This window comes from Nocardioides sp. Z30_9 (assembly GCF_058215735.1).
Genome location: NZ_JBZAJF010000002.1, coordinates 643,310 through 669,057, shown reverse-complemented (window position 1 = coordinate 669,057; position 25,748 = coordinate 643,310). Strand labels below are relative to the sequence as shown.

General features: G+C 71.0%; 25 protein-coding genes. 8 read left to right on the top strand and 17 right to left on the bottom strand.

Features of this window, described 5'->3' with window-relative positions:
• Positions 1-53 precede the first annotated feature (53 nt).
• Entirely contained in the window at positions 54-956 is a 903-nt protein-coding gene (locus tag AC4BGB_RS13865) for a diacylglycerol/lipid kinase family protein (RefSeq protein ID WP_490547467.1), read from the top strand.
• Between the two features lie 12 nt (positions 957-968).
• Here the strand turns inward: AC4BGB_RS13865 and mctP are convergent, their stop codons facing one another.
• From mctP to AC4BGB_RS13830, 7 genes are all read right to left on the bottom strand, one after another.
• Positions 969-2,660 carry a monocarboxylate uptake permease MctP gene (mctP, locus tag AC4BGB_RS13860; RefSeq protein WP_490547466.1) on the bottom strand — a complete coding sequence of 564 codons (1,692 nt, stop codon included), beginning with the start codon at positions 2,658-2,660 and terminating at the stop codon, positions 969-971.
• A gap of 2 nt (positions 2,661-2,662) precedes the next feature.
• Positions 2,663-2,980, bottom strand: coding sequence for a DUF3311 domain-containing protein (locus AC4BGB_RS13855; protein WP_490547465.1), 318 nt, complete (start codon positions 2,978-2,980; stop codon positions 2,663-2,665).
• A gap of 85 nt (positions 2,981-3,065) precedes the next feature.
• Positions 3,066-3,491: a DUF3151 domain-containing protein gene (locus AC4BGB_RS13850; protein WP_490547464.1), complete on the bottom strand. Its 426-nt coding sequence runs from the start codon at positions 3,489-3,491 to the stop codon at positions 3,066-3,068.
• 121 nt (positions 3,492-3,612) lie between these two features.
• On the bottom strand, positions 3,613-4,200 hold the full coding sequence (locus tag AC4BGB_RS13845; protein WP_490547463.1) for a PepSY domain-containing protein: 588 nt from the start codon (positions 4,198-4,200) through the stop codon (positions 3,613-3,615).
• Between the two features lie 128 nt (positions 4,201-4,328).
• Positions 4,329-4,838, bottom strand: a complete 510-nt coding sequence (locus AC4BGB_RS13840) for a PepSY domain-containing protein (protein WP_490547462.1) — start codon at positions 4,836-4,838, stop codon at positions 4,329-4,331.
• An 89-nt stretch (positions 4,839-4,927) separates the two neighbouring features.
• Positions 4,928-6,316: a sensor histidine kinase gene (locus AC4BGB_RS13835; RefSeq protein WP_490547461.1), complete on the bottom strand. Its 1,389-nt coding sequence runs from the start codon at positions 6,314-6,316 to the stop codon at positions 4,928-4,930.
• Entirely contained in the window at positions 6,309-6,986 is a 678-nt protein-coding gene (locus AC4BGB_RS13830; protein ID WP_490547460.1) for a response regulator transcription factor, read from the bottom strand. Before AC4BGB_RS13830 ends, AC4BGB_RS13835 begins: the two co-directional genes overlap by 8 nt.
• 109 nt (positions 6,987-7,095) lie before the next feature.
• On the opposite strand from AC4BGB_RS13830, the gene AC4BGB_RS13825 reads away from it, so the two are divergent.
• Entirely contained in the window at positions 7,096-8,592 is a 1,497-nt protein-coding gene (locus AC4BGB_RS13825) for a DHA2 family efflux MFS transporter permease subunit (RefSeq protein WP_490547459.1), read from the top strand.
• Between the two features lie 37 nt (positions 8,593-8,629).
• On the opposite strand, the gene fbaA is transcribed toward AC4BGB_RS13825, so the two are convergent.
• On the bottom strand, positions 8,630-9,661 hold the full coding sequence (gene fbaA / locus AC4BGB_RS13820; RefSeq protein WP_490547458.1) for a class II fructose-bisphosphate aldolase: 1,032 nt from the start codon (positions 9,659-9,661) through the stop codon (positions 8,630-8,632).
• A 162-nt stretch (positions 9,662-9,823) separates the two neighbouring features.
• Here fbaA and AC4BGB_RS13815 point away from each other — a divergent pair, with 162 nt between their 5' ends.
• A complete protein-coding gene (locus tag AC4BGB_RS13815) occupies positions 9,824-10,669 on the top strand; it encodes a septum formation family protein (RefSeq protein WP_490547457.1) in 846 nt (281 codons plus the stop codon).
• A 6-nt stretch (positions 10,670-10,675) separates the two neighbouring features.
• On the opposite strand, the gene AC4BGB_RS13810 is transcribed toward AC4BGB_RS13815, so the two are convergent.
• Positions 10,676-11,308: a TrmH family RNA methyltransferase gene (locus tag AC4BGB_RS13810; protein ID WP_490548442.1), complete on the bottom strand. Its 633-nt coding sequence runs from the start codon at positions 11,306-11,308 to the stop codon at positions 10,676-10,678.
• A 119-nt stretch (positions 11,309-11,427) separates the two neighbouring features.
• Here AC4BGB_RS13810 and AC4BGB_RS13805 point away from each other — a divergent pair, with 119 nt between their 5' ends.
• Positions 11,428-12,180, top strand: a complete 753-nt coding sequence (locus tag AC4BGB_RS13805) for a DedA family protein (RefSeq protein WP_490547456.1) — start codon at positions 11,428-11,430, stop codon at positions 12,178-12,180.
• 59 nt (positions 12,181-12,239) lie between these two features.
• On the opposite strand, the gene pyrE is transcribed toward AC4BGB_RS13805, so the two are convergent.
• Positions 12,240-12,797, bottom strand: a complete 558-nt coding sequence (gene pyrE / locus AC4BGB_RS13800; RefSeq protein ID WP_490547455.1) for an orotate phosphoribosyltransferase — start codon at positions 12,795-12,797, stop codon at positions 12,240-12,242.
• Between the two features lie 10 nt (positions 12,798-12,807).
• On the bottom strand, positions 12,808-13,497 hold the full coding sequence (locus AC4BGB_RS13795; protein ID WP_490547454.1) for a class E sortase: 690 nt from the start codon (positions 13,495-13,497) through the stop codon (positions 12,808-12,810).
• A gap of 77 nt (positions 13,498-13,574) precedes the next feature.
• Here AC4BGB_RS13795 and AC4BGB_RS13790 point away from each other — a divergent pair, with 77 nt between their 5' ends.
• Positions 13,575-14,792, top strand: a complete 1,218-nt coding sequence (locus tag AC4BGB_RS13790) for a pyridoxal phosphate-dependent aminotransferase (protein ID WP_490547453.1) — start codon at positions 13,575-13,577, stop codon at positions 14,790-14,792.
• A gap of 9 nt (positions 14,793-14,801) precedes the next feature.
• Here AC4BGB_RS13790 and AC4BGB_RS13785 read toward each other — a convergent pair whose 3' ends face one another.
• Together AC4BGB_RS13785 and clpB are read right to left on the bottom strand one after the other, a co-directional pair.
• The gene (locus AC4BGB_RS13785; protein ID WP_490547452.1) at positions 14,802-16,190 is read right to left on the bottom strand and encodes a hypothetical protein; all 1,389 of its coding nucleotides are present in this window, start codon (positions 16,188-16,190) and stop codon (positions 14,802-14,804) included.
• A gap of 82 nt (positions 16,191-16,272) precedes the next feature.
• Entirely contained in the window at positions 16,273-18,861 is a 2,589-nt protein-coding gene (clpB, locus tag AC4BGB_RS13780) for an ATP-dependent chaperone ClpB (protein ID WP_490547451.1), read from the bottom strand.
• Positions 18,862-19,069: 208 nt separating this feature from the next.
• Between clpB and AC4BGB_RS13775 the strand changes: the two genes are divergently transcribed.
• The 3 genes from AC4BGB_RS13775 (at position 19,070) to AC4BGB_RS13765 (ending at position 21,161) form a co-directional block, all read left to right on the top strand.
• The gene (locus AC4BGB_RS13775) at positions 19,070-19,213 is read left to right on the top strand and encodes a hypothetical protein (RefSeq protein WP_490547450.1); all 144 of its coding nucleotides are present in this window, start codon (positions 19,070-19,072) and stop codon (positions 19,211-19,213) included.
• Positions 19,210-20,691, top strand: coding sequence for an ATP-binding protein (locus tag AC4BGB_RS13770; protein WP_490547449.1), 1,482 nt, complete (start codon positions 19,210-19,212; stop codon positions 20,689-20,691). Before AC4BGB_RS13775 ends, AC4BGB_RS13770 begins: the two co-directional genes overlap by 4 nt.
• A 245-nt stretch (positions 20,692-20,936) precedes the next feature.
• Positions 20,937-21,161 (top strand): hypothetical protein, encoded by a 225-nt coding sequence (locus tag AC4BGB_RS13765; protein WP_490547448.1) that lies wholly within the window; start codon positions 20,937-20,939, stop codon positions 21,159-21,161.
• A 537-nt stretch (positions 21,162-21,698) separates the two neighbouring features.
• Here AC4BGB_RS13765 and AC4BGB_RS13760 read toward each other — a convergent pair.
• The 4 genes from AC4BGB_RS13760 to dnaJ form a co-directional block, all read right to left on the bottom strand.
• Positions 21,699-22,682, bottom strand: a complete 984-nt coding sequence (locus tag AC4BGB_RS13760; RefSeq protein ID WP_490547447.1) for an Abi-alpha family protein — start codon at positions 22,680-22,682, stop codon at positions 21,699-21,701.
• Positions 22,679-23,989: a hypothetical protein gene (locus tag AC4BGB_RS13755; RefSeq protein WP_490547446.1), complete on the bottom strand. Its 1,311-nt coding sequence runs from the start codon at positions 23,987-23,989 to the stop codon at positions 22,679-22,681. Before AC4BGB_RS13755 ends, AC4BGB_RS13760 begins: the two co-directional genes overlap by 4 nt.
• 143 nt (positions 23,990-24,132) lie before the next feature.
• Positions 24,133-24,582 carry a heat shock protein transcriptional repressor HspR gene (locus AC4BGB_RS13750; RefSeq protein ID WP_490547445.1) on the bottom strand — a complete coding sequence of 150 codons (450 nt, stop codon included), beginning with the start codon at positions 24,580-24,582 and terminating at the stop codon, positions 24,133-24,135.
• Complete coding sequence (gene dnaJ, locus AC4BGB_RS13745) at positions 24,582-25,748, bottom strand: molecular chaperone DnaJ (protein WP_490547444.1); 1,167 nt, start codon at positions 25,746-25,748, stop codon at positions 24,582-24,584. The genes AC4BGB_RS13750 and dnaJ overlap by 1 nt, the downstream gene beginning before the upstream one ends.

The following is a 25,748-nucleotide window of genomic DNA, read 5'->3' as shown; positions in this document are numbered from 1 at the left end:
TCCGCGGAGGGCGTCCGGGGAAGAAATGGGACAGGCCCGGTTAGTGTGTCGCCGTGGATCCCCTCCTGCTCATCACCAACGCCGACGCCGGGGGCGGTCGCGACGAAGGTCTTGAGCGCGCCCTGGCGGTCCTGCGCGAGGTCGCCGACGTCGAGGTGGCCTCCACCTCGAACCCCGGCGAGCTCGACGGGGTGCTGCACCGTGCCGGGAGCCGGACGGTCGTCGTCGCCGGCGGCGACGGCAGCCTGCACGCCGTGGTGTCCGCGCTGCACCGGCGCCACGAGCTCGACCAGCGGACACTGGGCCTGATCCCGCTCGGGACCGGCAACGACTTCGCCCGCACCCTCGACATCTCCCTGGACCCCGAGGAGGCGGCCCGGTCGCTGATCAAGGGCGAGGTGCGCGAGATGGACCTCATCGTCGACGAGCTCGGCGGCATCGTCGTCAACAGCGTGCACGCGGGGGCCAGCGCGCAGGCCAGCCGTCGCGGCGAGCGGTGGAAGAAGCGGCTCGGGCCCTACGGCTTCGGCATCCTCGGCTACCCGATCGGCGCCGTGATGGCCGCCGTACGCCCGCCGTTCGTGCGGCTGCGCATCGAGGCCGACGGCGAGGTGGTCTCCGACATGGACCAGCACATCTTGATGATCGCCGTGAGCAACGGCGCCAGTGTCGGCGGCGGGACCGAGCTCACCCCCGACGCCGACCCCACGGACGGCAAGCTCGACGTGATGGTGTCCTTCGCCACCGGTCCCCTCGAGCGGCTCCACTACGTCTGGCAGCTGCGCAACGGCGAGCACGAGGAGCGCGAGGACGTGCTCACCCTGCGGGCCAACCAGGTGACCGTCTCCGGCGAGGACTTCTGGCTCTCGGCCGACGGCGAGATCAGCGGCCCGGAGCGGCGCCGCTCCTGGCACCTGGAGGAGGCGGCGTACTCGATGGTCGTGCCCGCCAGCTGACCGGCGGGCCCCCTAGTCCGCGAGCGCGCCGGCGCCGCCGGTCTGCTGCCGCACCGCCTTGTCCTTCTCCACCCGCGGGTCCCCAGCGTCCGCGAAGTAGTCCCCGGGCCGGGTCTCGTCCGAGCCGTTCTCGACCTTGGCCGCGTTCAGCGCCGCCGAGAGGAGCACGGCGACGACGAGGTTGATCACGAACGCGGTCATCGCGACGTACCCCAGGTCGCCGAGGCCCGGGATCTCGGCCAGCGAGCCACCGAAGTGCTTGCCGGTGGCCGGGTTGACCACGCGGTACGCCGAGATCGTGCCGTAGACCATCCCCACGGCCCACCCGGCCAGCAGCGCCCACTTGTGGAACCACCGGGTGTAGAGGCTGAACACGATCGCCGGGAAGGTCTGCAGGATCCAGATGCCGCCGAGGAGCTGGAAGTTGATCGCGTTCTGCTTGTCCATCGTGAGCACGAAGACCAGCGCGAAGCCCTTGACGACCAGCGAGGCCAGCTTGGAGATCTTGGCCTCCTGGGCGTGCGTCGCCTGCGGGTTGACCCACTCCTTGTAGACGTTGCGGGTGAACGTGTTCGCCGCCGCGATCGACATGATCGCCGCCGGCACCAGGGCCCCGATCGCCACCGCCGCGAACGCCACCCCGGCGAACCAGCTCGCGAAGGAGTCCTCGAACAGCTGCGGGATCACCAGCTGGGCGTTCGGCTCGCCGTCGACGCCGATGGGCTGGGTCCCGGCCGCGATCGCCACCCAGCCCAGGAGCGCCAGCAGCCCGAGCACGAAGGAGTACGCAGGCAGGATCGCGGTGTTGCGCCGGATCGTGACCCGGCTCTCCGCGGACAAGGTGGCGGTGACCGAGTGCGGGTACATGAACAGCGCCATCGCCGAGCCCAGTGCCAGCGTCGCGTAGGCCCACATCTCCCCGCTGCCGGGGATGAACGCGCCGTTGGGCTTCCCGGTCGCCTCGTTGGTCGCCGCCATCTTCTCCTTGGCCGCACCGAAGACGCCCTCCCAGCCGCCGTCGATCGTGGTCGGGAGATAGATCACCGCGACGATGATCACCAGGTAGATCAGCGCGTCCTTGACGAAGGCGATCACCGCCGGGGCGCGCAGCCCCGAGGTGTAGGTGTACGCCGCCAGCAGCACGAACGCGATCAGCAGCGGCGCGTCCTTGGCCAGCCAGTTGCCGCCACCGCCGAGGCCCACCACGTCGAGGACGGCCTGCATCCCGACCAGCTGCAGGGCGATGTAGGGCATCGTCGCCACGAACCCGGTGACCGCGACCGCCAGGGACAGCACCCGGGAGTCGTAGCGCCCGCGGACGAAGTCGGCCGTGGTGACATAGCCGTGCCGGTGGCTCACCGACCACAGCCGCGCCATGAAGATGAAGATGATCGGGTAGAGGATGATCGTGTAGGGCACCGCGAAGAACCCGGCGACCGATCCAGCCGCGAACATCGCCGCGGGGACCGCGACGAAGGTGTAGGCGGTGTACAGGTCGCCGCCCAGCAGGAACCACGTCACCCAGGTGCCGAACTTGCGGCCTCCCAGCCCCCACTCGTCGAGCGACTCCAGCGAGTCGCCCTTCTTGAACCGGGTGGCCATGAAGCCGAGCACGGTGACGACCACGAACAGCAGGACGAGCACGCCCAGCGCGACCCAGTCGACCTCGGTGCGCGCCGCGAGCGGGACGAGCAGCGGGTTCATGCTCACTCCCCCGCGCCCGGGGATGCCGCGTCACCGTTGCCCCGACGCTCACGGTCGCGGCGATGAGTCGGCAGGGGGCGGCGGGCGGCCAGCACCAGGCGGTGCGCGGAGTAGGTGAGCCCGGCGCACAGGAACACCCAGAGGAACTGGTACCAGTAGAAGAACGGCCACCCCCACAGCCTCGGGGTCTCACGGGCATAGGTGCTCACCCAGAGCAGGGCCACCACGGGGATCAGCAGCAGGACCCCCGCGAGGACGAGCAGGGGCCTGTTGGTGGGAGGAACCTCAGGCGCGGTCGAGCGGTCGTCGAGTTCTGCCATGGCAGAAAACTCTAGACCGGTGTGACGCAGGTCTCATCGGTTAGAACAGTGCCGTCTCACGACGCGTCCCACCGGTTTTCGCGCCTCAGCTCAGCTCGGCGTGCGCCTCCGGGCTGGAGTCGCGCAGGAACTCGTCGCAGCGGGCGCTCTCGTGGTGCTCCCCGATGCGTCCGGCGGCGTGGGCCAGGGCGGCCAGCGACCGCAGGAAGCCGCGGTTGGGGGTGTGCTCCCACGGCACCGGGCCGTGCCCCTTCCAGCCGTTGCGGCGCAGCAGGTCCAGGCTGCGGTGGTAGCCGACCCGGGCGTAGGCGTAGGCGGTGATGTCGTCGACATCGGCGTCGGCCAGCGCCTCCTCGGCCAGGGTCGCCCAGGCGAAGGGCGACTCCGGGTGCCGGCGTACGACGTCCTGGGCCTGCTCGCCCGCCTCGAGCTCGGCCTCGGCAGGGTCGACGGGCAGCAGGGTGGGGGGCGGACCGGCGATCAGGTCACGGCGCAGGTGTGAGTCGCTCATGCTCCCGATCGTGTCATGGGGTGGTCGGTCGCGCGGAGACGGATAGTCCCGGTCGTCCGGCAGGCCTGGACCCGTGCTCGGGATGCCGTTCGACCGGGACTACCCGGATCCGCAGTTCCGATCAGTTGTCGACCGCCTTGCGGAGCACCTTGAAGTCGGCGTCGAGCTCGACGTTCCACTCGGTGGCGCCCTTGCGGACCTCGACCTCGTAGGCCTCGCCCGGGTCGTCGCTGCGGTCGACGTCGACGACGGTGCCGCCGCCGACTGCGGCCACGGCTGCCTCCTCGGCGCTGGCGATCTCCTGGCCGGTCAGCCGGTCGTCGCTGTCGGGGCGGCCGGGCTCACCGGGGCCACCGGCGTGACCGCGGTCGTCGTCCTCGTGGCGGCCGCGGTCGTCGGTGTCGTGGTGACCGTCGCGGTCGATCCGGACCACGTCGAGGTCCTTGTCCAGGTGCACGTCGACCTCGTCGCCGTCGGTCGTGCGCACCTCGACGTCGTAGGCCTCGCCCGGGTCGTCGCTCTTCTCGGCGTCGATCACCTTGCCGCCGCCGGCGGCCTCGAGAGCCACTGCGGAGACCCGGTCACGCTCGCTGCCGCGGAGGTCGGAGTCGTTCATCCAGGCGTAGAAGGCAGCGCCGATCGCGATGGCGACGACGACCACGACCGCCGGGATCAGGAACTGCTTGCTCTTGAGCTTGCTGGTGTTCATGGCGAACCTTTCGGTCACGGGTTATGGCTACAAGCCTGCAACGACCCGCCTGAACCCTTCCCGAACGCGTCGGAAGGCTCCTTCAGCAGGCCGCCGCGCGGACACGGCTGGTCGTGGGAGACGGGAGGTCAGCGCTCGGCCTTCTTCTCCAGCACCTTGAAGTCAGCGTCGAGCTCGATGTCCCACTCCGTGCCGTCGGCCGCTCGGACGTCGACGTCGTAGGCCTCGGGGCCGTCGTCGCTGGCCTCGACGTCGGTGACGGTGCCGCTGCCCACGACCGCCAGTGCGGCCTTCTCGGCGGAGACCCGCTCGGCGGAAGCCAGGGCCCGGTCGTCGTCGTCGCGCTCGGTGCGCTGGTGGACCACGGCGAGGTTCTCATCGAGGGTCACCTCGACGACGGTGCCGTCCTCCTTGCGCACCTCGGCCTCGTAGGCACGGCCGGTGTCGTCGCTGGACTCGGCCTCGACGAGGATGCCACCGCCGACGGTCCTGGTGGCGACCTCGGAGACGCGGTCGCGTTCGCTGCCCTTGAGGTCCGAGTCGCCCGCGGAGGCAGTGGAGGCCCATGCGGCACCTCCGATCCCGAGTGCGAGGACGGCAGCGGCGGTGGGGATCAGGACGCGCTTCCTGGTGTTCATCTCTCAGTCCTTTCGATGGTGCCCGGCTGGTACGTCACCATCTTGTGGCCGCCTCGCTGAACCCTCACTGAACGTGTCTGAACGCGCGTTCAGGAGGTCGTCGACGAGGACTCGCCCTCTGCGGGGAGGCGTACGACGAACGCCGCACCGCCCAGCGGCGAGGACGAGACGGCGACCGAGCCGCCGTGCGCTGCGACGATCTCCGCGACGATCGCCAGGCCGAGCCCGCTGCCACCCGAGTCACGGGCCCTGGCCTCGTCGAGGCGCACGAACCGCTCGAAGATGCGGGTGCGCTGCCCCTCCGGCACGCCTGGCCCGTCGTCCTCCACCGTGAGCACCACGTCGGGACCCTCCTCGCGCACGCTCACCGCCACCCGCGACTCCGCGTGCCGCACGGCGTTGTCGAGGAGGTTGCGCACGACCTGGCCCAGCGCGGTCCCGTCCCCGCGCACCCGGCCCGCTCCGACGCCCGAGGTGTCCACGTGGAGGCCGGAGCGCCCGGCACGCCGGGCCTCGTCGAGCACGAGGTCGTCGAGGTCCACCTCGCGCGACGCGCGCACCACCACCCCCTCGTCGGCCCGGGTGAGCAGCAGCAGCTGCTCGACCAGGCGCTGCATCCGGATGGCCTCCTCGAGCACCGACTCCGCCAGCTCCCCGTCGGGCAGTGCCGACGGATGGGCACGGGCGACCTCCGCGTGCTGCCGGATGCTCGCGATCGGCGAGCGCAGCTCGTGGGAGGCGTCGGCGACGAACTGCTGCTGCCGGTCGTGCGAGCCCTGCAGCCGGCCCAGCATCTGGTTCATCGTCCGGGCCAGGCGGTAGATCTCGTCGCGCGAGCCCGGTTCGGGGACCCGCCGGTCGAGGCGGTCCCCGGTGATCTGCTCCACCTCGCGGCGGATCCGCTCCACGGGGGCCAGGGCCCGGGTGGCCACCACCCAGGTGGTGCCCCCGACGAGCAGCAGCACCAGGGGCACCCCGACGAGCAGCAGCTGCACGAGCGCGGCCCGGGAGTCCTCGACCTCCTCCAGCGAGGTGGCCACCGAGACGACGTACTCCTGGCCGCCGGAGCGCGCCCGCTCGGTCACCACCAGGTAGTCCTGGTCGGTGCCGGCCACCCGCACCCCGTCGGAGTCGCTGGTCGGCAGCGGCCGAGCGAGCGGCTCCGAGCTGCGTACGACGGCACCCGACTCGTCAGTGACCTGCCACAGCTGCTCGTCCGGCTCCTCGTCTTCCTCCGGGGAGTCGTCGCTCTCGCGCGGCGGCTGCGCAGGCAGCCCCGACGACTCGATCTGGTCCGCCAGGCTGGAGGCGCGCTCCTCGGCCCCGGTCTCGAGGCCGTCGCGCAGCGAGTCGCCGAGCAGGGCCACCAGCGCCACCGCCCCGGCCAGCAGGGCCACCGCCACGACGACCACGGCCGCGGCCGTCGTACGCACCCGGAGCGAGGCGCGCCGCATCCGGCCCCCGCCGCGCTCAGCCACCGTCACTGCTCAGCCGGTAGCCGGCGCCGCGCAGGGTCTGGATCGCCTCGCGGCCGAACGGCCGGTCGACCTTGTTGCGCAGGTGCCGCACGTAGACCTCGACGATGTTCGGGTCCCCCTCGAAGTCCATCCCCCAGACCGCATCGAGGATCTGGAGCTTGGAGACGACCTCGCCCGGGTGCCGGACCAGGAAGCTGAACAGGGCGAACTCCCGCGCGGTCAGCTCGATCTCGGTCTCCCCGCGCCACAGCCGGCGGGCGGCCGGGTCCAGGCGCAGGTCACCCACCTCGATCTGGGTGGGACGCTCCCGCGCGCCGCGCCGGGCGACCGCGCGCAGCCGCGCGACGAGGATCGGGAAGGAGAACGGCTTGGTCAGGTAGTCGTCGGCACCGGTGTCGAGCCCCTCGACCTGGTCCCACTCGCCGTCCTTGGCGGTGAGCATCAGGATCGGCGTCCAGATCTTCTCCTTGCGCAGGGTCTCGCACACCTTGTAGCCGTTGATCCCGGGCAGCATCAGGTCGAGCACGATCGCGTCGTACTCGTGCTCCCGAGCCATCCACAGGCCGTAGGTGCCGTCCCCGGCGAGGTCGACGGTGAAGCCCTCGGCCTCGAGGCCGACGCGGATGGACCGGGCCAGCCGTACCTCGTCCTCGACGACGAGCACACGCATGGCCACCTCCGGGGTCAGGTGGACCCATTGTCGCAAGGCGTGGCTGAACCTGCGCTGAAGACGGCCGCGGGCGGAATGGATCGTCACGCCTCTGGTGTTGAGTTCGGTCATGGCCCAGACGAAGCAGCCGCCCACCCAGCCGGGCGCGCCACAGAGCACCGAAGCACCCTCGGACGTGAACCCGTGGCCAGCGCTGTTCGCGCTCTGTCTGGGCTTCTTCATGATCCTGGTCGACTCCACGATCGTCTCCGTGGCGACCCCCGCGATCATCGGCGACCTCAACGCCGACGTGAACGCCGTCGTCTGGGTGACCAGCGCCTACCTGCTGGCGTACGCCGTCCCGGTGCTGATCACCGGCCGGCTCGGTGACCGGTTCGGGCCCAAGAACCTCTACCTGCTCGGCCTGACCGTCTTCACCCTCTCCTCGCTGTGGTGCGGGCTCACCGGCACCATCGAGGGCCTGATCATCGCCCGGGTCTTCCAGGGCCTCGGCGCGGCGATGATCACGCCACAGACGATGGCGATCATCACCCGGATCTTCCCCTCCGAGCGCCGCGGGCAGGCGATGGCCCTGTGGGGCGCGACCGCCGGTGTCGCGACGCTGGTGGGGCCGATCCTCGGCGGCGTCCTGGTGGACGCGCTCAGCTGGGAGTGGATCTTCTTCATCAACATCCCCGTCGGGATCGTGGGCTTCGTCCTCGCCTGGCGCCTGGTCCCTTCGCTGCCGACCAACAACCACCGCTTCGACTGGCTCGGGGTGGCGCTCTCCGGGGCCGCGATGTTCCTGCTCGTCTTCGGCATCCAGGAGGGCCACCAGTTCGACTGGGGCACCATCACCGGGTTCATCTCGGTGCCGCTGCTGATCGTCACCGGGATCGTGCTGTTCGCGCTGTTCATCTGGTGGCAGGCGCGCAACAAGCGCGAGCCGCTGGTGCCGCTGCCGCTGTTCCGCGACCGCAACTTCAGCATGGCCAACGTCGCGATCTCCTCGATGGGCTTCGCGATAACGGCGATGTCGTTCCCGATCATGCTCTACGCCCAGCTGGTGCGGGGCCTCTCCCCGACCGGCGCCGCGCTGCTGCTGGTGCCGATGGCGCTGATGTCGATCCTGCTGGCGCCGTGGGTCGGCAAGCTCACCGACGCGGTGCACCCGCGGGTGATCACCGCCTTCGGCTTCGCGGCGGCAAGCAGCTCCCTGATCTGGCTCAGCCGGGTGCTGACCCCGGACTCGGCCACCTGGGAGATCCTGCTGCCGATGGCCCTCCTCGGGATCGGCAACGCCTTCGTCTGGGCACCCACCTCGGCGACCGCGACCCGCAACCTGCCGATGCACCAGGCCGGAGCGGGGGCCGGGATCTACAACGCCACCCGTCAGGTGGGCGCGGTGCTGGGATCCGCGGCCATCGCCGTGCTGATGGACGCCCGGCTGGCGGCCCAGGGCCTGAACTTCTCCCCGAGCGAGGCCGGTGGCGGCAACCTGCCCGAGCAGGCCCTGGCCCCGTTCAGCGAGGCGATGGCGCAGTCCTTGCTGCTGTCGCCCCTGGTGCTCCTGGTGGGTCTCGCGGCAGCGCTCGCCTTCGCCCGCCCCAAGCACATGACCCGCTGAGGGGGCGCGCCGCGGGGCAAGCCAGAAGCGGCCGGCCTCAGCCGACCGAGTGGCCGGTGCTGCGGAGGTTCTCGCAGGCCTCGACGACGCGGGCGGCCATGCCGGCCTCGGCGGCCTTGCCCCAGGCGCGGGGGTCGTACTGCTTCTTGTTGCCGACCTCGCCGTCGATCTTCAGCACGCCGTCGTAGTTGGTCATCATGTGGCCGGCGACCGGGCGGGTGAAGGCGTACTGGGTGTCGGTGTCGACGTTCATCTTGATCACGCCGTAGTCCACGGCAGCGCCGATCTCCTCGGCGGTGGAGCCAGAGCCGCCGTGGAAGACCAGGTCGAATGGCTTGGAGCCGGCGGGCAGGCCGAGCTTCTCGTTCACGGCCTCCTGGGCCTTCTGCAGGATCTCCGGGCGCAGCTTGACGTTGCCGGGCTTGTAGACGCCGTGCACGTTGCCGAAGGTGAGCGCGGTCAGGTAGCGGCCGTTCTCGCCGGTGCCGAGCGCCGCGACGGTCGCCAGCGCGTCCTCGGTGGTGCTGTAGAGCTGCTCGCCGCCACCGCCCTCGACGCCGTCCTCCTCGCCGCCGACGACACCGATCTCGACCTCGAGCACGATGTGCGCCTCGGCAGCCTTGCGGAGCAGCTCCTGGGCGATCTCGAGGTTCTCCTCCAGGGGTACGGCGGACCCGTCCCACATGTGCGACTGGAAGAGCGGGTTCTGGCCGTTGCGGACCCGCTCGAGGGAGATGTCGAGCAGCGGGCGGACGAAGCCGTCGAGCTTGTCCTTGGGGCAGTGGTCGGTGTGCAGCGCGATGTTCACCGGGTACTGCTTGGCCACCTCGTGGGCGTAGGCCGCGAACGCGACCGAGCCGGAGACCATGTTCTTGATCGTGGGACCGGAGAGGTACTCCGCGCCGCCGGTGGAGACCTGGATGATCCCGTCGCTGCCTGCCTCCGCGAATCCCGCCAGCGCTGCGTTGAGGGTCTGCGACGACGAGACGTTGATCGCGGGGAACGCGAAGGCGTCCCGCTTGGCGGCGTCGAGCATCTCGGCGTACTTCTCAGGCGTGGCGATGGGCATGGTGGCGGTCTCCTCGGGAGTCCTCAGGGGGTACGACAGGTGATGCCGCCAACCCTAGAGGACCAAGCGGCCCTGTTGTCCCGACGGTCCCGGCGGAACCGTGCAAGGATCCTGGTGCCCGCCGCTCGTCTCCCAGCACGTCAGCACCAGCACCGGAGTGACATGTCTGCTCACCGCCTCCGACGCTCGCCGTTGCAGCGGCACCCCGGGCTGCCCGCGCTCCTGCGCGCCCTGGCTCTCGCGGTGGCGCTGGTCCTGCTGGCGGGGGGATGCGGCGGCAAGGAGTCCCCGGAGAAGGAGAGCTCGTCGTCCTCCTCCCGCGAGGACGAGAGCCCGACCACCCCCGAGGAGCCGGCGGCCGATCCCGGGTTCGGGGCGCCGAAGCTCGGCCAGTGCTACCGGATGACCCCGCGGCAGTCGCGCGCCTCGGTGGCGGCCGGCACCCCCATCGCGTGCCGCGGTCCGCACCACACGGTGGTCGCCTACGTCGGCTACCTGCCCACGGCGGTCACCCCCCAGACGCCGATCGCCCAGCGCCGCGAGCTCGGCAACCGGTTCTGCGCGCCCGCCTTCCGCCGGCTCGCCGGCGGGACGCTCGCCGACCGGGCGTCCTCGATCCTGACCTGGACCCTGTTCACGCCGGGTCAGGCACAGCTCGAGCGGGGAGCCCGATGGCTGCGCTGCGACGTCCTCGCCCGCAGCGGCCGGGAGCTGATCGAGCTCCCCGCGGCACGGCCGCTGCTCAAGTCCGGAGTCCCCGAGGCGCTGCAGGTCTGCCAGACCAAGGAGGGGACCGACGTGTCCTGCGCGCGGCCGCACGCCCTCAGGACCGCCTCGGTGTTCCGCGTCGTGGGCGAGGCCTACCCCGACCCGCAGACCTACACGCCGGTCGCCCGGGACCGGTGCCGCGAGCTCGTCGGCGGCTTCGGCGGGTTCTGGCAGCCCCCGAGCCAGGCCGGGTGGCGCTCCGGCGACCGGTTCGTCCGGTGCCTGCTACCCGACTCCTGAGACCGGTCAGCCGCGCCAGGCGTTCCCCAGGTCGGCGTACCGCTCGACCCAGGAGTGCATCGCGATCGCAGCCGCCGCCGAGGCGTTGATCGACCGGGTCGACCCGAACTGGGCGATCGAGAAGGTGCCGTCGCACACCTCGCGGGCCCCCTCGGAGAGCCCCGGGCCCTCCTGCCCGAACAGGAAGCACACCGAGCGCGGCATCTCCCAGGTCTCGAGGTGCTCGGAGCCGGGGAGGTTGTCGATGCCCATCAGCCGCACCCCCTGCTCGTGCAGGTGCGCCGCGAGGTCCTCGGCGGTCGGGTGGTGCCGGACGTGCTGGTAGCGGTCGGTGACCATGGCGCCCCGCCGGTTCCACCGGCGCTTGCCGACGATGTGCACCTCGCGGGCGAGGAAGGCGTTGGCCGTGCGCACGATCGTGCCGATGTTGAAGTCGTGCTGCCAGTTCTCGATGGCGACGTGGAAGTCATGGCGCCGGGTGTCGAGGTCGGCGACGATCGCCTCCACCGTCCAGTAGCGGTAGCGGTCGACCACGTTGCGCCGGTCGCCCTCGGCGAGCAGCCGGGCGTCGTACTGCGGCCCGGTCGGCGGCTCCCCGACCCACGGGCCGACCCCGACCTCGTCAGGACCGTTCGGCATCGGGTCGTACGGCGCACGCCGCTCGTCGTCGGAGAGATCCTCTGGTTTCACCGCGCAAGCCTAGGCGTGCTCCCGTGGGCGCTCAGCCTGCTCACAGGTCACCCCGATATCCTCGCAGGGTGACTGGCCTGCAGCCCCTGCTCTTCGGCATCAAGTGGATGGAGCCCGAGTGGCTCCTCGAGCAGTTCGGCACCAGCTTCTTCTGGGTGAGCCTGGCGATCATCGTCATCGAGTGCGGACTGTTCTTCCCGTTCCTGCCCGGTGACAGCCTGCTGTTCGCGATGGGCCTGTTCATCGCCGGCGGGCAGATCGAGATCGTCCCCGGAGGCCACACCGCCAACCTGCTCTTCGCGCTCGTCGCGCTGGCGGTGGGTGGGTTCGCGGGCAACGTGATCGGCTACGAGATCGGCCGGGCGATCGGTCCACCTCTCTACGAGCGCGACGGCAAGGTGCTCAAGCGCAAGTACTTCGACCAGACCTCGGCGTTCTTCGACCAGCACGGCAACAAGGCGCTGGTGATCGGTCGCTTCGTCCCGTTCGTGCGCACCTACATCACCGTCGTCGCCGGGGTCACCCGGATGCCGCGGCACCGGTTCTTCCTGTGGAGCGCCATCGGAGCGGTCGGCTGGGTCTTCAGCATCACCCTGCTGGGCTACTTCCTGGGCCAGACGTTCCCCTGGCTCAAGGACAACATCGACTACGCCGTCTTCGCGATCCTGGCCTTCTCCGTGGTCCCGATCGCCTACGAGTGGTGGCGGCACCGGCGCACCTCGAGCCCGGAGGCCGAGGACAACGACCACGACGGGCGCCCGGACATCGACATCGCCGGGATGCCGGTGGACCCCCGGCCCCAGCAGGCCGACCGGGACTGAGGCTCAGCGAGCCAGGCCCAGCAAGACAGGCCCAGCAAGAAGGGCCAGCGACCCCAGGCTCAGCGGGCGCGCGCAGCGTCCAGCTGGGCCTTGGTGAGCACGGGCAGCACCTCGAGGCCCACGTCCTCGAGCGGGTTGGCACCCGCCGCGCTGCGGTCGATCGCGCAGATCACGGTCTCGACGATCGCGCCCGCCTCACGCAGGGCGCGCGTGGCGTCGCGCACGGCGCCGCCGGTGGTGATCACGTCCTCCACGAGCGTGACCCTCCGCCCGGCTACGTCGGGGCCCTCGGCGAGCTTGCAGGTGCCGTACTCCTTGGCCTGCTTGCGCACGAACAGCGCGGGCAGGCCGGTGCGCGCACTGAGCACGGTGGCGATCGGCACGCCCCCGAGCTCGAGTCCGCCGAGCAGCTCGGTGCCCTCCGGCACCAGCGCGACCATCTGGTCCACCACTCGCGCGAGCAGCGCGGGGTCCGCCTCGAAGAGGTACTTGTCGAAGTACTCCGAGGCCACCTGGCCCGACCGCAGGGTGAACTCGCCGGTCAGCCGGCAGCACCGGTCCACGTCGCGGGCCAGGTCGGGGTCGCTCGTGCCGATGTCGTCGGGGGTGGGAACCATGTCCCGGAGGCTACCGGGCCTTGCTGGTGGTGCTGACCAGGTGCCCGAAGGCGATCATCCGGTCGTCGGTGTGGAAGAGCTCAGAGCACGTGGTCAGCGTGATCAGCCGCTGGCCGGCCTTCTGCTCGGGCTGCGGTCCGCCGCGGTCGGGGTTCTTCGGCAGCGGGTCGAGCACCCACACCCCGGTGAACGGGATCACCAGCTCCTTGGGATCGGTGTCGAGCCGGTAGACGTGGGTGGCGTCGACGGTCTCCACGATCACCTCGTCGCCCGGCTCGAGCCGCGGCATCTTCCGCAGCGGCTCGCCGTGGGTGACCCGGTGGCCGGCCAGCGCGTAGTTGCCCACCTCACCGGGGTTCGCCGAGCCGCGGAAGTGGCCGAGCCCCCGGGCCAGCACCCGGTCCGAGACGCCCTCGAGCACCGGGACCACGAAGGACTTGCCGAACTTCGGGATCCGCACGAGCGCCGACGCCTTGCCCTCGGGGACGTACTTCGGCGCGAGCCTGGTCCCCTCGGCGGCACCTGCGCGGGTCCACTCGGTGCGCAGCGAGTCGCGCACCTGCGCCTGGTCGCGCTGCGAGACCCAGTTGGTGCCCCAGAACTGCCACCCGACCCAGCCGAGCATCGCCAGCCCAGCCGTCATCATCGCCACCCCCACCCACCAGGTGATGCGGCGTCCTCGGGACGGCTTGGCTGACACGGGGACCATTGTGCGGGATCGGGGGTGACCCCGAGCGCGGATCGCCCCGGGGCGGACCAGCGGCTAGGTTCGGGATCGTGACCGTTCCCGGTACCAGCCCCCAGTCCACCGCGCCTGCACCCGGAGGCCGCGGCAGGGCCGCCGCCCGCCTCGACGGCGTGGGCAGCACCATCTTCGCCGAGATGTCCGCGCTCGCCGTCTCGACGGGGTCGGTCAACCTGGGCCAGGGCTTCCCCGACCGCAGCGGCCCCTCCTCGGTGGTCGAGGCGGCGTACGACGCGATGCGGGCCGGCCGCAACCAGTACCCGCCCGGCCACGGGACCCCCGAGCTCGTGGAGGCGGTCCGGCGCCACCAGAAGCGGCACTACGACCTCGACCTCACGCGCGACCAGGTGGTGGTCACCACGGGGGCGACCGAGGCGATCGCCGCGGCGATGCTCGGCCTGGTCGACCCCGGCGACGAGGTGGTGGTCTGCGAGCCGTACTACGACAGCTACCGGGCGATGATCCAGTTCGTCGGCGGCGTACGCCGCCCGGTGACCCTGCGGGCACCCGACTACCGCCTGGTGGCCGAGGAGCTGGAGGCGGCCGTGACCGACCGGACCCGGGTGATCCTGCTCAACAGCCCGCACAACCCGACCGGTCGGGTCCTGGACCGCTCCGAGCTCGACGCCGTGGCCCGGGTCGCGCTGCGCCACGACCTGGTGGTGGTCACCGACGAGGTCTACGAGCACCTGACCTTCGACGACCACGACCACGTCCCGCTGGCGACCCTGCCGGGGATGTTCGACCGGACGCTGACGATCTCGAGCTCGGGGAAGACCTTCTCCTTCACCGGCTGGAAGATCGGGTGGGCCACCGGGCCCGCCGACCTGGTCGCCGCCGTGGAGGGCGCCAAGAACTGGCTGTCCTACGCCTCCGGTGCTCCGCTGCAACCCGCTGTCGCGCACGCGCTGGACCACGAGGACGCGTTCCACGAGGAGCTGCGGCGTGACCTCGCCCACCGGCGTGACCTGCTGTGCGAGGGGCTGGACTCACTCGGCCTCGAGGTGCACGTCCCGCAGGGCACCTACTTCGTGACCACCGACGTGAGCTCCCTGGGGCACCCCGACGGCCGGGCGTTCTGCGCGGCGATGGCCGAACGGGCCAAGGTGGTGGCGATCCCCACACAGGTCTTCTACGAGGACGGCTCACCCTGGGGCAGGCACCTGATCCGGTGGGCGTTCTGCAAGGAGCAGGACGTGATCACCGAGGGGATCGAGCGGCTGCGCGGGGTCGACCTGCAGCACTCCTGAGCCGCGCGCTCACCACACCGGCGGTTTGCCGCTCGGCGGCGGCTGCTGGTCGGGTCCCTGCTGACCGTGGGGTGCTCCCTGGTGCTGCGGCTGGCCCTGCTGGCCGGGGTACTGACCCTGCGGCTGGCCCTGCTGGCCGGGGTACTGACCCTGCTGGCCCGCGTACGGACCGGGGTGCTGGCCCTCGGGCCAGCCGGGGGCGGGAGGCCCGGACGGACCGGTGGGCTCGTGCCCGGCGAACCACTTCTGGGCGGCGGTGCCCACGAGTCCACCGATGGTGAGGGCGGCCGCGAACTGGTAGGGGATCCCGACGGGGAAGGCGACGAAGGCGATCGCGAGGGTGGCCACGGCGCTGACCACCAGCAGCCAGCGCGCCCAGTTGTGCCGGCGCCAGGTGAACCAGGCGAGCACGCACGCACCGAGGGACCAGGCCAGGAAGATCAGGCAGCCGACCCACATCAAGGGGAGGACCATGTCGGAGTCGAGCGCGGCGCGCTTCCACTCCGGGGTCTCCACGACGAGGTCGACCAGCTGGTCCTGGCTCACGATCAGGGCCGCCGTCATCGCGAGGTAGAGCAGCGAGACCATGCCGGCGAAGACCCAGGTCAGGATGCACGCGACCTTGACGGTCACCGGCGGGGCGGAACGGCGTCCGATGTCGGCGTACGACGAGGGCCCCGCGGACGGGCCGGGGACCCCGGGAGGAGCGGCGACGGGGTCACCGAAGCCCGACGTCGGTCGCGGCTGGTCCGAGGAGACCACCGCGGTCAGCGAGGAAGCGGGGGCGACCGGCCCAGAAGAGTGCCCAGAAGAGTGACCGGAAGAGTGACCGGAAGGCTGCTCGGGGTACGACCCGGTTCCCTGTCCCTGGCCACTGTCTCCGGGGCCACCCTGCGCGCGGTTGTCGAAGGTCGGACCGGCCGGCGGGTCGGGCCGGGGGGCAGGCCGGGGTTCGGGCTGGCGGATGGGCCGGCCGTCGAACCAGTCCCGGACGGGGCCGCTCCACAGCATCGAGATGGCCAGCACGACGAGCAGCCCCACCAGCCCACCGGTCATCGGCGAGGTCAGCAGGATCGGCACCGCGAGCACGGTGAGCGCGAGCCGGGCCGGGCGGCTGCGCTGGAAGACGTAGAACCCGAGGACCGCCGTGGCGGCGGCGCACGCCCCGGCGACCATCAGCCCGACCCGCATCAGCTCGGTCGCCTGGCTGACGCTGATCCCCAGGCCCTTGCCGGTCGGCGAGGACAGCACCCGGGTGATCTCGTCGCGCATCTCCACCGACCGCAGCCCGGTGATCGAGTCGAAGACCGACAGCACCAGGAAGACCGAACCGCCGATCACGAACCCGCCCGCCATGATCAGCTGGCGGGGTCGCGCAGGTCTCTCGGTCTCACTCATGGGGACATTGAACCAACCCGACCTGACGATCACCGCATCCGTGTCCCGAGGGGCATCTCACCCCACGGGCACGGCGGTCGCGTCACGTGACCGGTGTGAGCGTCAGCTCCTGCGCATCCTCGAGGTGGTCGACCGCCACCGTCTGCCCGTCGGTGACCTCGCCGCCGATGAGCATCCGGGCCAGGCGGTCGCCGATAGCGGTCTGCACGAGCCTGCGCAGCGGCCGGGCGCCGTACGCCGGGTCGTAGCCGTTGTCGGTGAGCCACCTCCGCGCCGCGTCCGTGACCGTGACCGTGATCCGCCGCGGAGCCAGCCGGCGGTCGAACTGGGCCAGCTGCAGGTCAACGATGTGGGCGAGCTCGTCCTTGCCCAGCGCGTCGAACATCACGATCTCGTCGAGCCGGTTGAGGAACTCCGGCTTGAACGACTGGCGCACGACCGACATCACCGACTCGTGCTTCTTCTCCTGGTCCAGCAGCGGGTCCACCAGGTAGTGCGAGCCCAGGTTGCTGGTGAGGATCAGCAGCGTGTTGCGGAAGTCGACGGTGCGACCCTGGCCGTCGGTGAGGCGGCCGTCGTCGAGGACCTGGAGCAGGATGTCGAAGACCTCCGGGTGGGCCTTCTCGACCTCGTCGAGCAGCACCACCGAGTACGGCCGGCGCCGGACGGCCTCGGTCAGCTGCCCGCCCTCGTCGTAGCCGACGTAGCCGGGAGGGGCGCCGACCAGCCGCGCCACCGAGTGCTTCTCGGAGTACTCGCTCATGTCCACGCGCACGATCGCGCGCTCGTCGTCGAAGAGGAAGTCCGCAAGCGACTTGGCCAGCTCGGTCTTGCCGACACCGGTGGGACCGAGGAACAGGAAGGACCCCGTGGGACGGTTCGGGTCCGAGACACCGGCCCGGCTGCGGCGTACGGCGTCGGAGACCGCCTCGACCGCGGCACGCTGACCGACCAGCCGCTCGCCGATGATGTCTTCCATCTGGAGCAGCTTGGCGGTCTCGCCCTGCAGCAGCCGGCCCGTCGGGATCCCGGTCCACGCCTCGACCACCTCGGCGATCTCCTCGGGACCGACCTCCTCGTTGACCATCCGGGCCTCGGTGGACACCTCGGCCGACTCGGCGGACTCGATCTGCTTCTCCAGCTCGGGGATCCGGCCGTAGTTGATCTCGCTGGCACCGGCGTAGTCGCCCTCGCGCAGCCTGCGCTCGGCCTCCACCCGGAGCTGGTCGATCTGCTTGCGCAGCGCGCCCGACCCCTCGAGGGCGGACTTCTCGCGCGCCCACCGGGCCTCGAGCCCGCGCAGCTCCTCCTCCCGGTCGGCGAGGTCGCCGCGCAGCCGCTCCAACCGGTCCTGGGAGGCGGCGTCGGTCTCGCGCTCGAGCGCGAGCTCCTCCATCTTCATCCGGTCCACTGCACGACGGAGCTGGTCGATCTCGACCGGGGAGCTCTCGATCTCCATCCGCAGGCGCGAGGCCGACTCGTCGACGAGGTCGATCGCCTTGTCGGGGAGCTGGCGGCCGGGGATGTAGCGGTCGGAGAGCATCGCCGCGGCCACGAGCGCGGCGTCGGTGATCTTCACGCCGTGGTGCGCCTCGTACTTCTCCTGCAGCCCGCGCAGGATCGCGACGGTGTCCTCGACGCTGGGCTCGCCGACGAACACCTGCTGGAACCGCCGCTCGAGGGCGGGGTCCTTCTCGATGCGCTCGCGGTACTCGTCCAGCGTGGTGGCGCCGATCAGGTGCAGCTCCCCACGGGCCAGCATCGGCTTGAGCATGTTGCCGGCGTCCATCGCGCCGTCGCCGCCGGCGCCTGCACCCACGACGGTGTGCAGCTCGTCGATGAAGGTGATGATCTGCCCCTCGGCGGACTTGATCTCCTCGAGGACCGCCTTGAGGCGCTCCTCGAACTCGCCGCGGTACTTCGCACCGGCCACCATCGCGGCCAGGTCCAGGCTCAGCACCCTGCGGCCCTTGAGGGAGTCGGGGACGTCGCCGGCGACCACGCGCTGGGCCAGGCCCTCGACGACGGCGGTCTTGCCGACGCCGGGCTCACCGATCAGGACCGGGTTGTTCTTGGTACGCCGCGACAGCACCTGCACCACGCGGCGGATCTCGGAGTCGCGCCCGATGACCGGGTCGAGCTTGCCCTCCTCGGCGGCGGCGGTGAGGTCGACGGCGTACTTCTCGAGGGCCTCGTAGCTGTCCTCGGCCTCCGGGCTGGTCACCCGGCGGTTGCCGCGCACGGCCGCGATCGCATCGCGGAGCGCGGGCTCCTGCACGCCGGCCTCGGCGAGGAGGCCCTTGACCGGGGACTCCACCACGGCCAGCGCGAGCAGGAGGTGCTCGGTGGCGACGTAGTCGTCCTTCATCTCGGTCATCAGCTCGAGCGACTTCGCCAGCACCCGGGTCAGGGCCGGCGACGGCGACGGGGTCTGCACGGTGTTCCCGGAGGCCTTGGGCAGCTTCCACAGGGCCTGGTCCAGGGCGGCGCTCAGCCCGGCGACGTCGGCTCCGCTGCGGTCGAGCAGCGAGGGCGCGACGCCCTGCTCCTGGCGGATCAGCGCCAGGGCGAGGTGCACCGGGTCCACCTGGGGGTTGCCCTGGTTCACGGCCAGGGTGCTGGCAGCGTTGATCACGTCGACACTGCGCGAGGTCAGCTTGGATGCGTCCACGTCGTCTCCTGAGATCGGTCGGTCCTGCTCGGCCCAACGGCTACAAAGTTGAGTGTATTCCCCTCAACTTTGCCCACAGGTACCCGACCCCGAAACCAGACCACCGTTTAGACCAGTGCGCGTCTCATCGCAGAGCACGAGCGGTGGCACGCGATCCCTCCTAAGGTCTAACCCTGTCCGTCTCGGACGTCCACGAAGGGAGGCCTCGATGCTGGGGCTTCTCGCCCACGGGCTGCATCGTGCCCTCGTCCTCGGCGGGACGGCGGGCGTGGCGCTGCTGCTCCCCCAGCTCCGCGAGCGACCGGTCGTGTGGGCGGGCGAGCGGCCGGAGACACCGGGACCGGTCCGGTGAGCGGCGCGACCACCCCCGCGACGCCGCTGCGCACGGTGGTCATCGACGACACCCCGGACCTGCGCGAGCTGATGCGGATCGCCCTGGAGCGGACCCGGGAGTTCGTCGTGGTCGGGGAGGCGGACAACGGCCTCTCCGGCGTCAGGGTCTCGGCCCGGCAGCAGCCCGACGTGGTCTTCCTCGACGTCGCAATGCCGGTGATGGACGGCCTGGAGGCACTCCCGCTGATCCGCCAGGCGTGCCCGGCCGCGGCGATCGTGATGCTCTCCGGGTTCGGGGCCTCCGAGATGACCGGACGAGCTCTCGTCGGGGGCGCCGACGGCTACGTGCAGAAGGGGCAGCCCCTCAGTGCGCTGCTGGCGCAGGTGCGCGTGATCGTGTCGCGCCGAGCCATCGCCCGGGGCGTCCTGCCCGAGCCCGAGCCGCAGCGCCAGTCACAGGTCCCCGCGGCGGCCCCGTTCTCGGTGCCGGCCCAGGGTGGGGGCCGACACCAGGACCGGGCACAGAGCAGAATGGACGAGCCGGCCGCGCCCGACCCCCTGGAGCTGGCGCCCTTCGGGTTCCTGCTGGTGCGCCGAGGTCGCGTGGTCCGCTCGAACCGGGAGGCGGCCCGGCTCATCGGCGACCTGCCCCATCCCGGCGTACCCCTGGCACAGGTCGCTCCCGAGCTCGCCACCCACCTCGTCAAGCAGCCCGACACCGACAGTGCCCTGGTCTTCGGCCTCGGCGAGCCCCCTCGCCGGGTCGAGGCCAGCGTGCGCCGCGCCGGCGAGGACCACGCGATCTACCTCTCGGCCCAGGCCGAGGACGAGGCCGACCTGCTCAGGCGGGCGATCGCGACCGCTGCCCACGAGGTACGGGGCCCGGTCGCGGTCCTGATGGGGGTGGCGGAGACGCTGATGCTCCACGGGGAGGAGCTCGGCCAACGCCAGCAGGAGCGCATGCTCGGGGTGATCGAGCGGCAGACCCGGTTGCTCGACAACATCACCGCGGACCTGCTCGCCGCCGGCCAGGCCCAGCACGGCACCCTGGCGATGCAGCTGGAGAAGGTGGACACGACCACGCTGGTGCGCTCGGTCCTCGACGACGGGTTCGACCTCGTGGTGGAGCAGGAGACGCCCTCGCACGTGCTCACCGACCCGCTCCGGTTCCAGCAGATGCTCAGCAACCTGCTCAGCAACGCCCGCAAGTACGGCGAGGCGCCGTACCTGGTGCGGATCAGCCCTTCGGGTGCCTACGTACGCATCGAGGTGGAGGACAACGGCCAGGGCGTGCCCGACGAGTTCGTCCCGCGCCTGTTCCAGGAGTACTCACGGGCTCCCGGCACCGCCGCACGCGGCACCGGACTCGGGCTGTTCGTGGTCCGGGCCCTGGCCGAGGCTCAGGGTGGCGGCGTCACCTACGCCCCGCGCACCCCCCACGGATCGGTGTTCACTCTGCGGCTCCCGGCTGCCGCCGCCGAGGAACCACCGGAGTGAGCGGGCCCCACCAACCCCGCCCGCCACTCTCGTTGCAGAAGTCAGGCATTAGCCGCAAGCGGGGTGAGCGGGGTTGTTCTCCTCGCTTCACCATCAACCACATCAGAGTTGAGGCGGCTCCACTCAAGTTTGTCACCTTATTCCCGACATGCGCTCGTGAGATAGTCCGGAATAACCATCGATTTGTGCCCGGTCGGGGGCGTACAAATGGGGTTACCCCCGGCAACTACCCCAAGGAGTAACAGATGAGCAGGATTCGGATTCGCGTCACCACCGGTGTCGCAGGCGCACTGGTCGCAGTCATGGCGATGGGCGCTGTCGCGCCGGCCGCCTCCGCGGCCTCCGCCACCGCGACCACCCAGAAGGCGATCCTGAAGAAGGCCATCTTGAAGAAGGCCATCCTCAAGAGCGCCCCCACCCAGAAGGCCATCCTCCGGAAGGCCATCCTCAAGAAGGCGATCCTGCGCTAGGGGACTCCCCACTTCGCAGCTGCAACTCGCCCGCCGGGACCTTCGGGTTCCGGCGGGCGCTTGGCATTTCTGCCCAGGGCCGAGCGGGCTCCAGGGCCCACCCAGAGGTCACCTGCGTCTCACCAGTCCCAGTGGTTACAAGTCGCCCATCGTGCACAAAAGGCCGTCGGCGTCACGATTCCCTCGGGACGGAGCCAAACAGCGGGAAGACTTGAGCCTCGTCGACTCAGGTTTGTCCACTTATTCCGGACATGCAACTTAAAGATAGTCCGAAATAGCCATGCTTTCCGCGCGGGCAGTCCCATACAAATGACCTACCACCCCCGGTAACTACACAAGGAGCATCACATGAGCAGGATTCGGATTCGCGTTGCCACCGTTGTTGGAACCTCGCTGGTCGCAGCGACGGCGCTCTCCGCTTGGGCGCCGGCCGCCTCCGCGGCCATCCTGCGGCGCTGAGCGAACCTCAGCGCAGCAGCCCAGCGCCCATCGAGACTCCGGTCTCGGTGGGCGCTGGTGCGTGTCCGACGGGGTCGCTCACTCCTCCGGGATCTGGTGCACCGGCAAGGTGGGGGTCTCCTCGGGATCAACCAGGCAGGCCGCGCAGAAGCGGGTGCCGAAGGGGGTGAGGTGGATGCTGCGGCGTACCACCTTGGGGAACCGCACCGAGTGCATCGCCTCCAGCACGTCGGGCTGGGCCTCGAGCACCTGGTACTCCATCGGGTCCTCGAGCTGCTCGCGCGAGAACCACACCAGGCCGAGCCGGAACAGGTTGTTCAGGTAGGCGGGCACCTCGTCGAGGTAGCGGCAGCCCGCGCGGGCACCGATCATCGACATCCCCGGCGCGACCAGGGCCGAGCTGACCAGGCCCACAGGGCCGCCGGTGCGGACGTCGACCGAGGGCTGAGGACCTCCCCGGAGCAGCAGCAGGAGGATCCGGGCCTCGTCGGGCGCGAGGTCCTCCAGGATCCGGGCGTAGGCAGGATGGGTCTCCTCCTGGCTCCACACGTCCCGGGAGCGGCGCAGCAGCTTCTCCCCGCGCTCGCGCAGGGTCTCCTCCGGCTCGGGCTCCTTCGGGGTGACATCGGCCAGCACTACCGAGGAGAGCGAGACGGTGGCGTCCAGCAGCGCCTTGGGGATCGGCACCCCGGTGGAGACCGCGCGCGCCACGTCACTGACGGTGCGGCTCGCCTCGGAGACGTCCCGCGCCACCTCCTGCACCAGCTCACCGGCGGTCTGCGGGTCGGTCAGGGCGCGCACGAAGAGGCGGCTGGTCCGGACACCCGACCCCAGGCCCCACGCCGCGGACCGCAGCGCTGCCCTGCTCGCGATCCGGGCCACGCCCGGCAGCGCCTCGGCGGCCTCGTCCCACAGCGCCGGCGAGTGCCGCCGTCCGGCCCCGGGCGCCGGTGCGGGGCCCGCACCCGGCACCGGTCCGGCTCCGGCTCCCGGTCCAGCTCCTGGTCCGGGCACGGCCCGGGGCCGGGGGACCGAGTCGGGTTCCATCTCGTCGGTGCTCATGTTGCTCCTCCCACTCCGAAGATCGCCAGGTGCAGGAGCCCGCCGCCGAAGCCCATGATCGCGCCGTGGGCGTAGAGCATCCACTCGTCCTCCCGGATCGCCGATCGCATCATCTCCACGAAGTCACGCGGCGGCAGCCCCTTGGTCCGGGTGACGATGAGCTGGTAGATCTTCTCCGACTGCGCCTTGCTGAACTCCGGGTCCTTGAAGGGCTCGATGGTCCGGTCGACCGCCTCGAGCGCCACGGCCTCACGGATGTTGTCGAAGCTGCGGCTGCCGACCGCGACCCGGACCGCCCCGCGCAGGGGACCTGCCGCGTTGTCGATCGCCGGCCGCATCGCGTCGGCCAGCATCTGCTGGGTCCGGTCGCCCCGCGGGCCGTCGAGGAGGAAGTCCCCGATGTTCTCCAGGGTGATCACGTTGTCGGCGATGATCTGCGCGTAGACCTCGGCGGCCTGGTCCTGGCGGCGCAGGAACAGTCCGTGCACCTTGATCCCCAGGATCCGGCGCGGCTCCGGCGGCTCGAAGATGAGCCACATGCCCAGGGCGTTGGTCGCCCAGCCGACCACGACCCCGAGCACCGGCAGCAGCCACCACTGGGCGAACCAGTGGTCCACGACGGCGACGGGGATGCCGAGCACGAAGCCGAAGATGAACCCGAAGGCCACCATCAGGTTGAGCTCGTGCTGGCCGAAGTCGCGGAAGATCCGGACCACCAGCGCCGGGTTCTTCTGGAAGTGGTTGATCACCATGATCTTCGGGTCGAGCAGCTGGTCGATGTGCTCGCCGATCTCGTCGGTGACCCGGTGCACCACCCGGGGCAGCTGTGCCTGGACCCGGGCGACGACGGCTCGCCGGCCGCGCTCGGGGAGGTCGCGCCACAGGTCGGGGGACTCCCGCCGCATGATCTCCTCGATCATCGCCGGCATCTCCGGCTCGAAGACCTGCACGATGTGCTCGGCGATCCGGTCCGGGTCGAGCTGCTGGTAGAACTCCTTCGGCGTACCGAGCTTGGCGATCGCCTTGTCCACCGCGATGCTGCCCATCTTCGCGGCCCGCGCCGGCACGATCCCCTGCCAGCCGATGCCGCCCTGGAGCAGGCCCGGGACCTCCTGGAGCTTGCGCGGGAGCACGCGCGAGAGCTGGCGCATGCCGGGGACGGTCACCCCGCGGAAGGCCACGGGCGAGAACAGCATGATCAGTCCGGTCCAGTTGATCAGCCAACCGACGACACCGGTGAACACGGGGACCGAGACCAGGTGCAGCCAGTCGACGTGCTGGAAGAACCAGTCGACCTCCAGCGCCATCGCTCCCCTGCCCTCAAGCGGCCCCGGCGGACCGTCGCTGAGACTAACGGCTCGGCGCTGCGGAAGTCATGGGGTCTGGTCGAGCGGTGCGCAGGGAAGGTCACTCCGCCTGGCCGCACGGACGCTGGTCACCCCGGCGAGGGTCAGGAACGGAAGTCGCGGCGCGGGGTGCCGAGGTCGAAGCCCTGCTGCGGACGGCGCAGCGCGGGCAGGTTGGGGCGGCGCTCGCGCAGCGAGTTCAGCGTCTGCTCGAGGGCGGCCTGCAGCTCGGCCACCTGGCCGCGCAGCTCGCTGTTGCGGGCCCGCAGGGCGGCGACCTGCTGCTCGAGCTCGAGGATGCGTCGTACCCCCTCGAGGCCGATGCCCGAGGCGGTCAGCTCCGCCACCTCGCGCAGCAGCTCGATGTCGCGCAGGGAGTAGCGGCGGCCACCGCCCGCGGTGCGCCCCGGGGAGACGAGGCCGAGCCGGTCGTACTGCCGCAGGGTCTGCGCGTGCAGGCCGGTCAGCTCAGCTGCCACGCTGATCACGTAGACCGGGACGGTGGGTCCCGGTCCACGTGAGCTGCGGCCCTGACCACCCTGGGAGCCGGGCATCACGTACGCCCCTCGAAGAGGCGGGCACGTGGGTCGGCGCCCTTGCGGGCCTGGCGGTACGCCGTGACGGCGGCGCGCTGCTCGTCGTCGAGCGTCTGGGGCACCTGCACGTCGATGGTGACCAGCAGGTCGCCCTTCGAGCCGTCCTTGCGTGGCGCGCCGCGTCCGCGCACCCGCATCACACGTCCGTTGGGCGTGCCCGGCTGCACGCGCAGCGTCACCGGCGAGCCCATCAGCGTGGGCACCTTGATCTCCGCACCGAGCGCGGCCTCGTCGAAGGTGACCGGCACGTCGAGGGTCAGGTTGTCGCCCTTGCGGCCGAACAGCGGGTGGCTGCCGACGTGCACGGTGACGAGCAGGTCGCCGTTGGAGCCGCCGTTCTCGCCGGCAGCGCCCTTGCCCCGGAGCCGGATCCGCTGGCCGTCCTTGACCCCGGCCGGGATCCGCGCGGAGACCGTCCGCGAGGACAGTCCGCGCCCCGACCCGTGACAGGTCGGGCACGACTCGTCGTAGACCAGCTGTCGGCCGTGGCACTCGGGGCACGTCTCGTTCATCGAGAACCCGCCCCCGACCGAGCTGACCACCACGCCGGCACCGTCACAGGTGCCGCAGATGTGCGGCCGGGTGCCGGGCTTGCCGCCGGTGCCGTTGCACGTCGGGCACGGGGCGTCCGAGCTCAGCCGCAGGCTGATCGTGGACCCCTCGATGGCGTCGGTGAACGACACCGTCGCGTCGGTCTCCAGGTCGGCGCCGCGCGCGGGCCGAGGCGTCTGCGTGCGACCGCCGAAGCCTCCGCCCCCGCCACGGTTGAACAGGTCGCCGAACAGGTCCGAGACATCGAACCCGCCGGCCCCGGGACCCTGGCCCCGGAAGCCGCCGCCACCGAAGCCGCCGCCGAACCCGCCTGCGCCGCCACCGCCTCCGGCACCGGCGAACATCGAGCGCATCTCGTCGTACTGCTTGCGCTTGTCGGCGTCACCGATCACGTCGTAGGCCTCGGCGACCTGCTTGAACCGGTCCTCGGCCGCCTTGTCCCCCGGGTGCCCGTCAGGGTGGTTCTCGCGCGCCAGCTTGCGGTAGGCCTTCTTGATGGCCGCCTGGTCGGCGTCCTTGGCCACCCCGAGGACCTTGTAGAAGTCCTTGTTCGCCCAGTCAGCGTTGTTCAT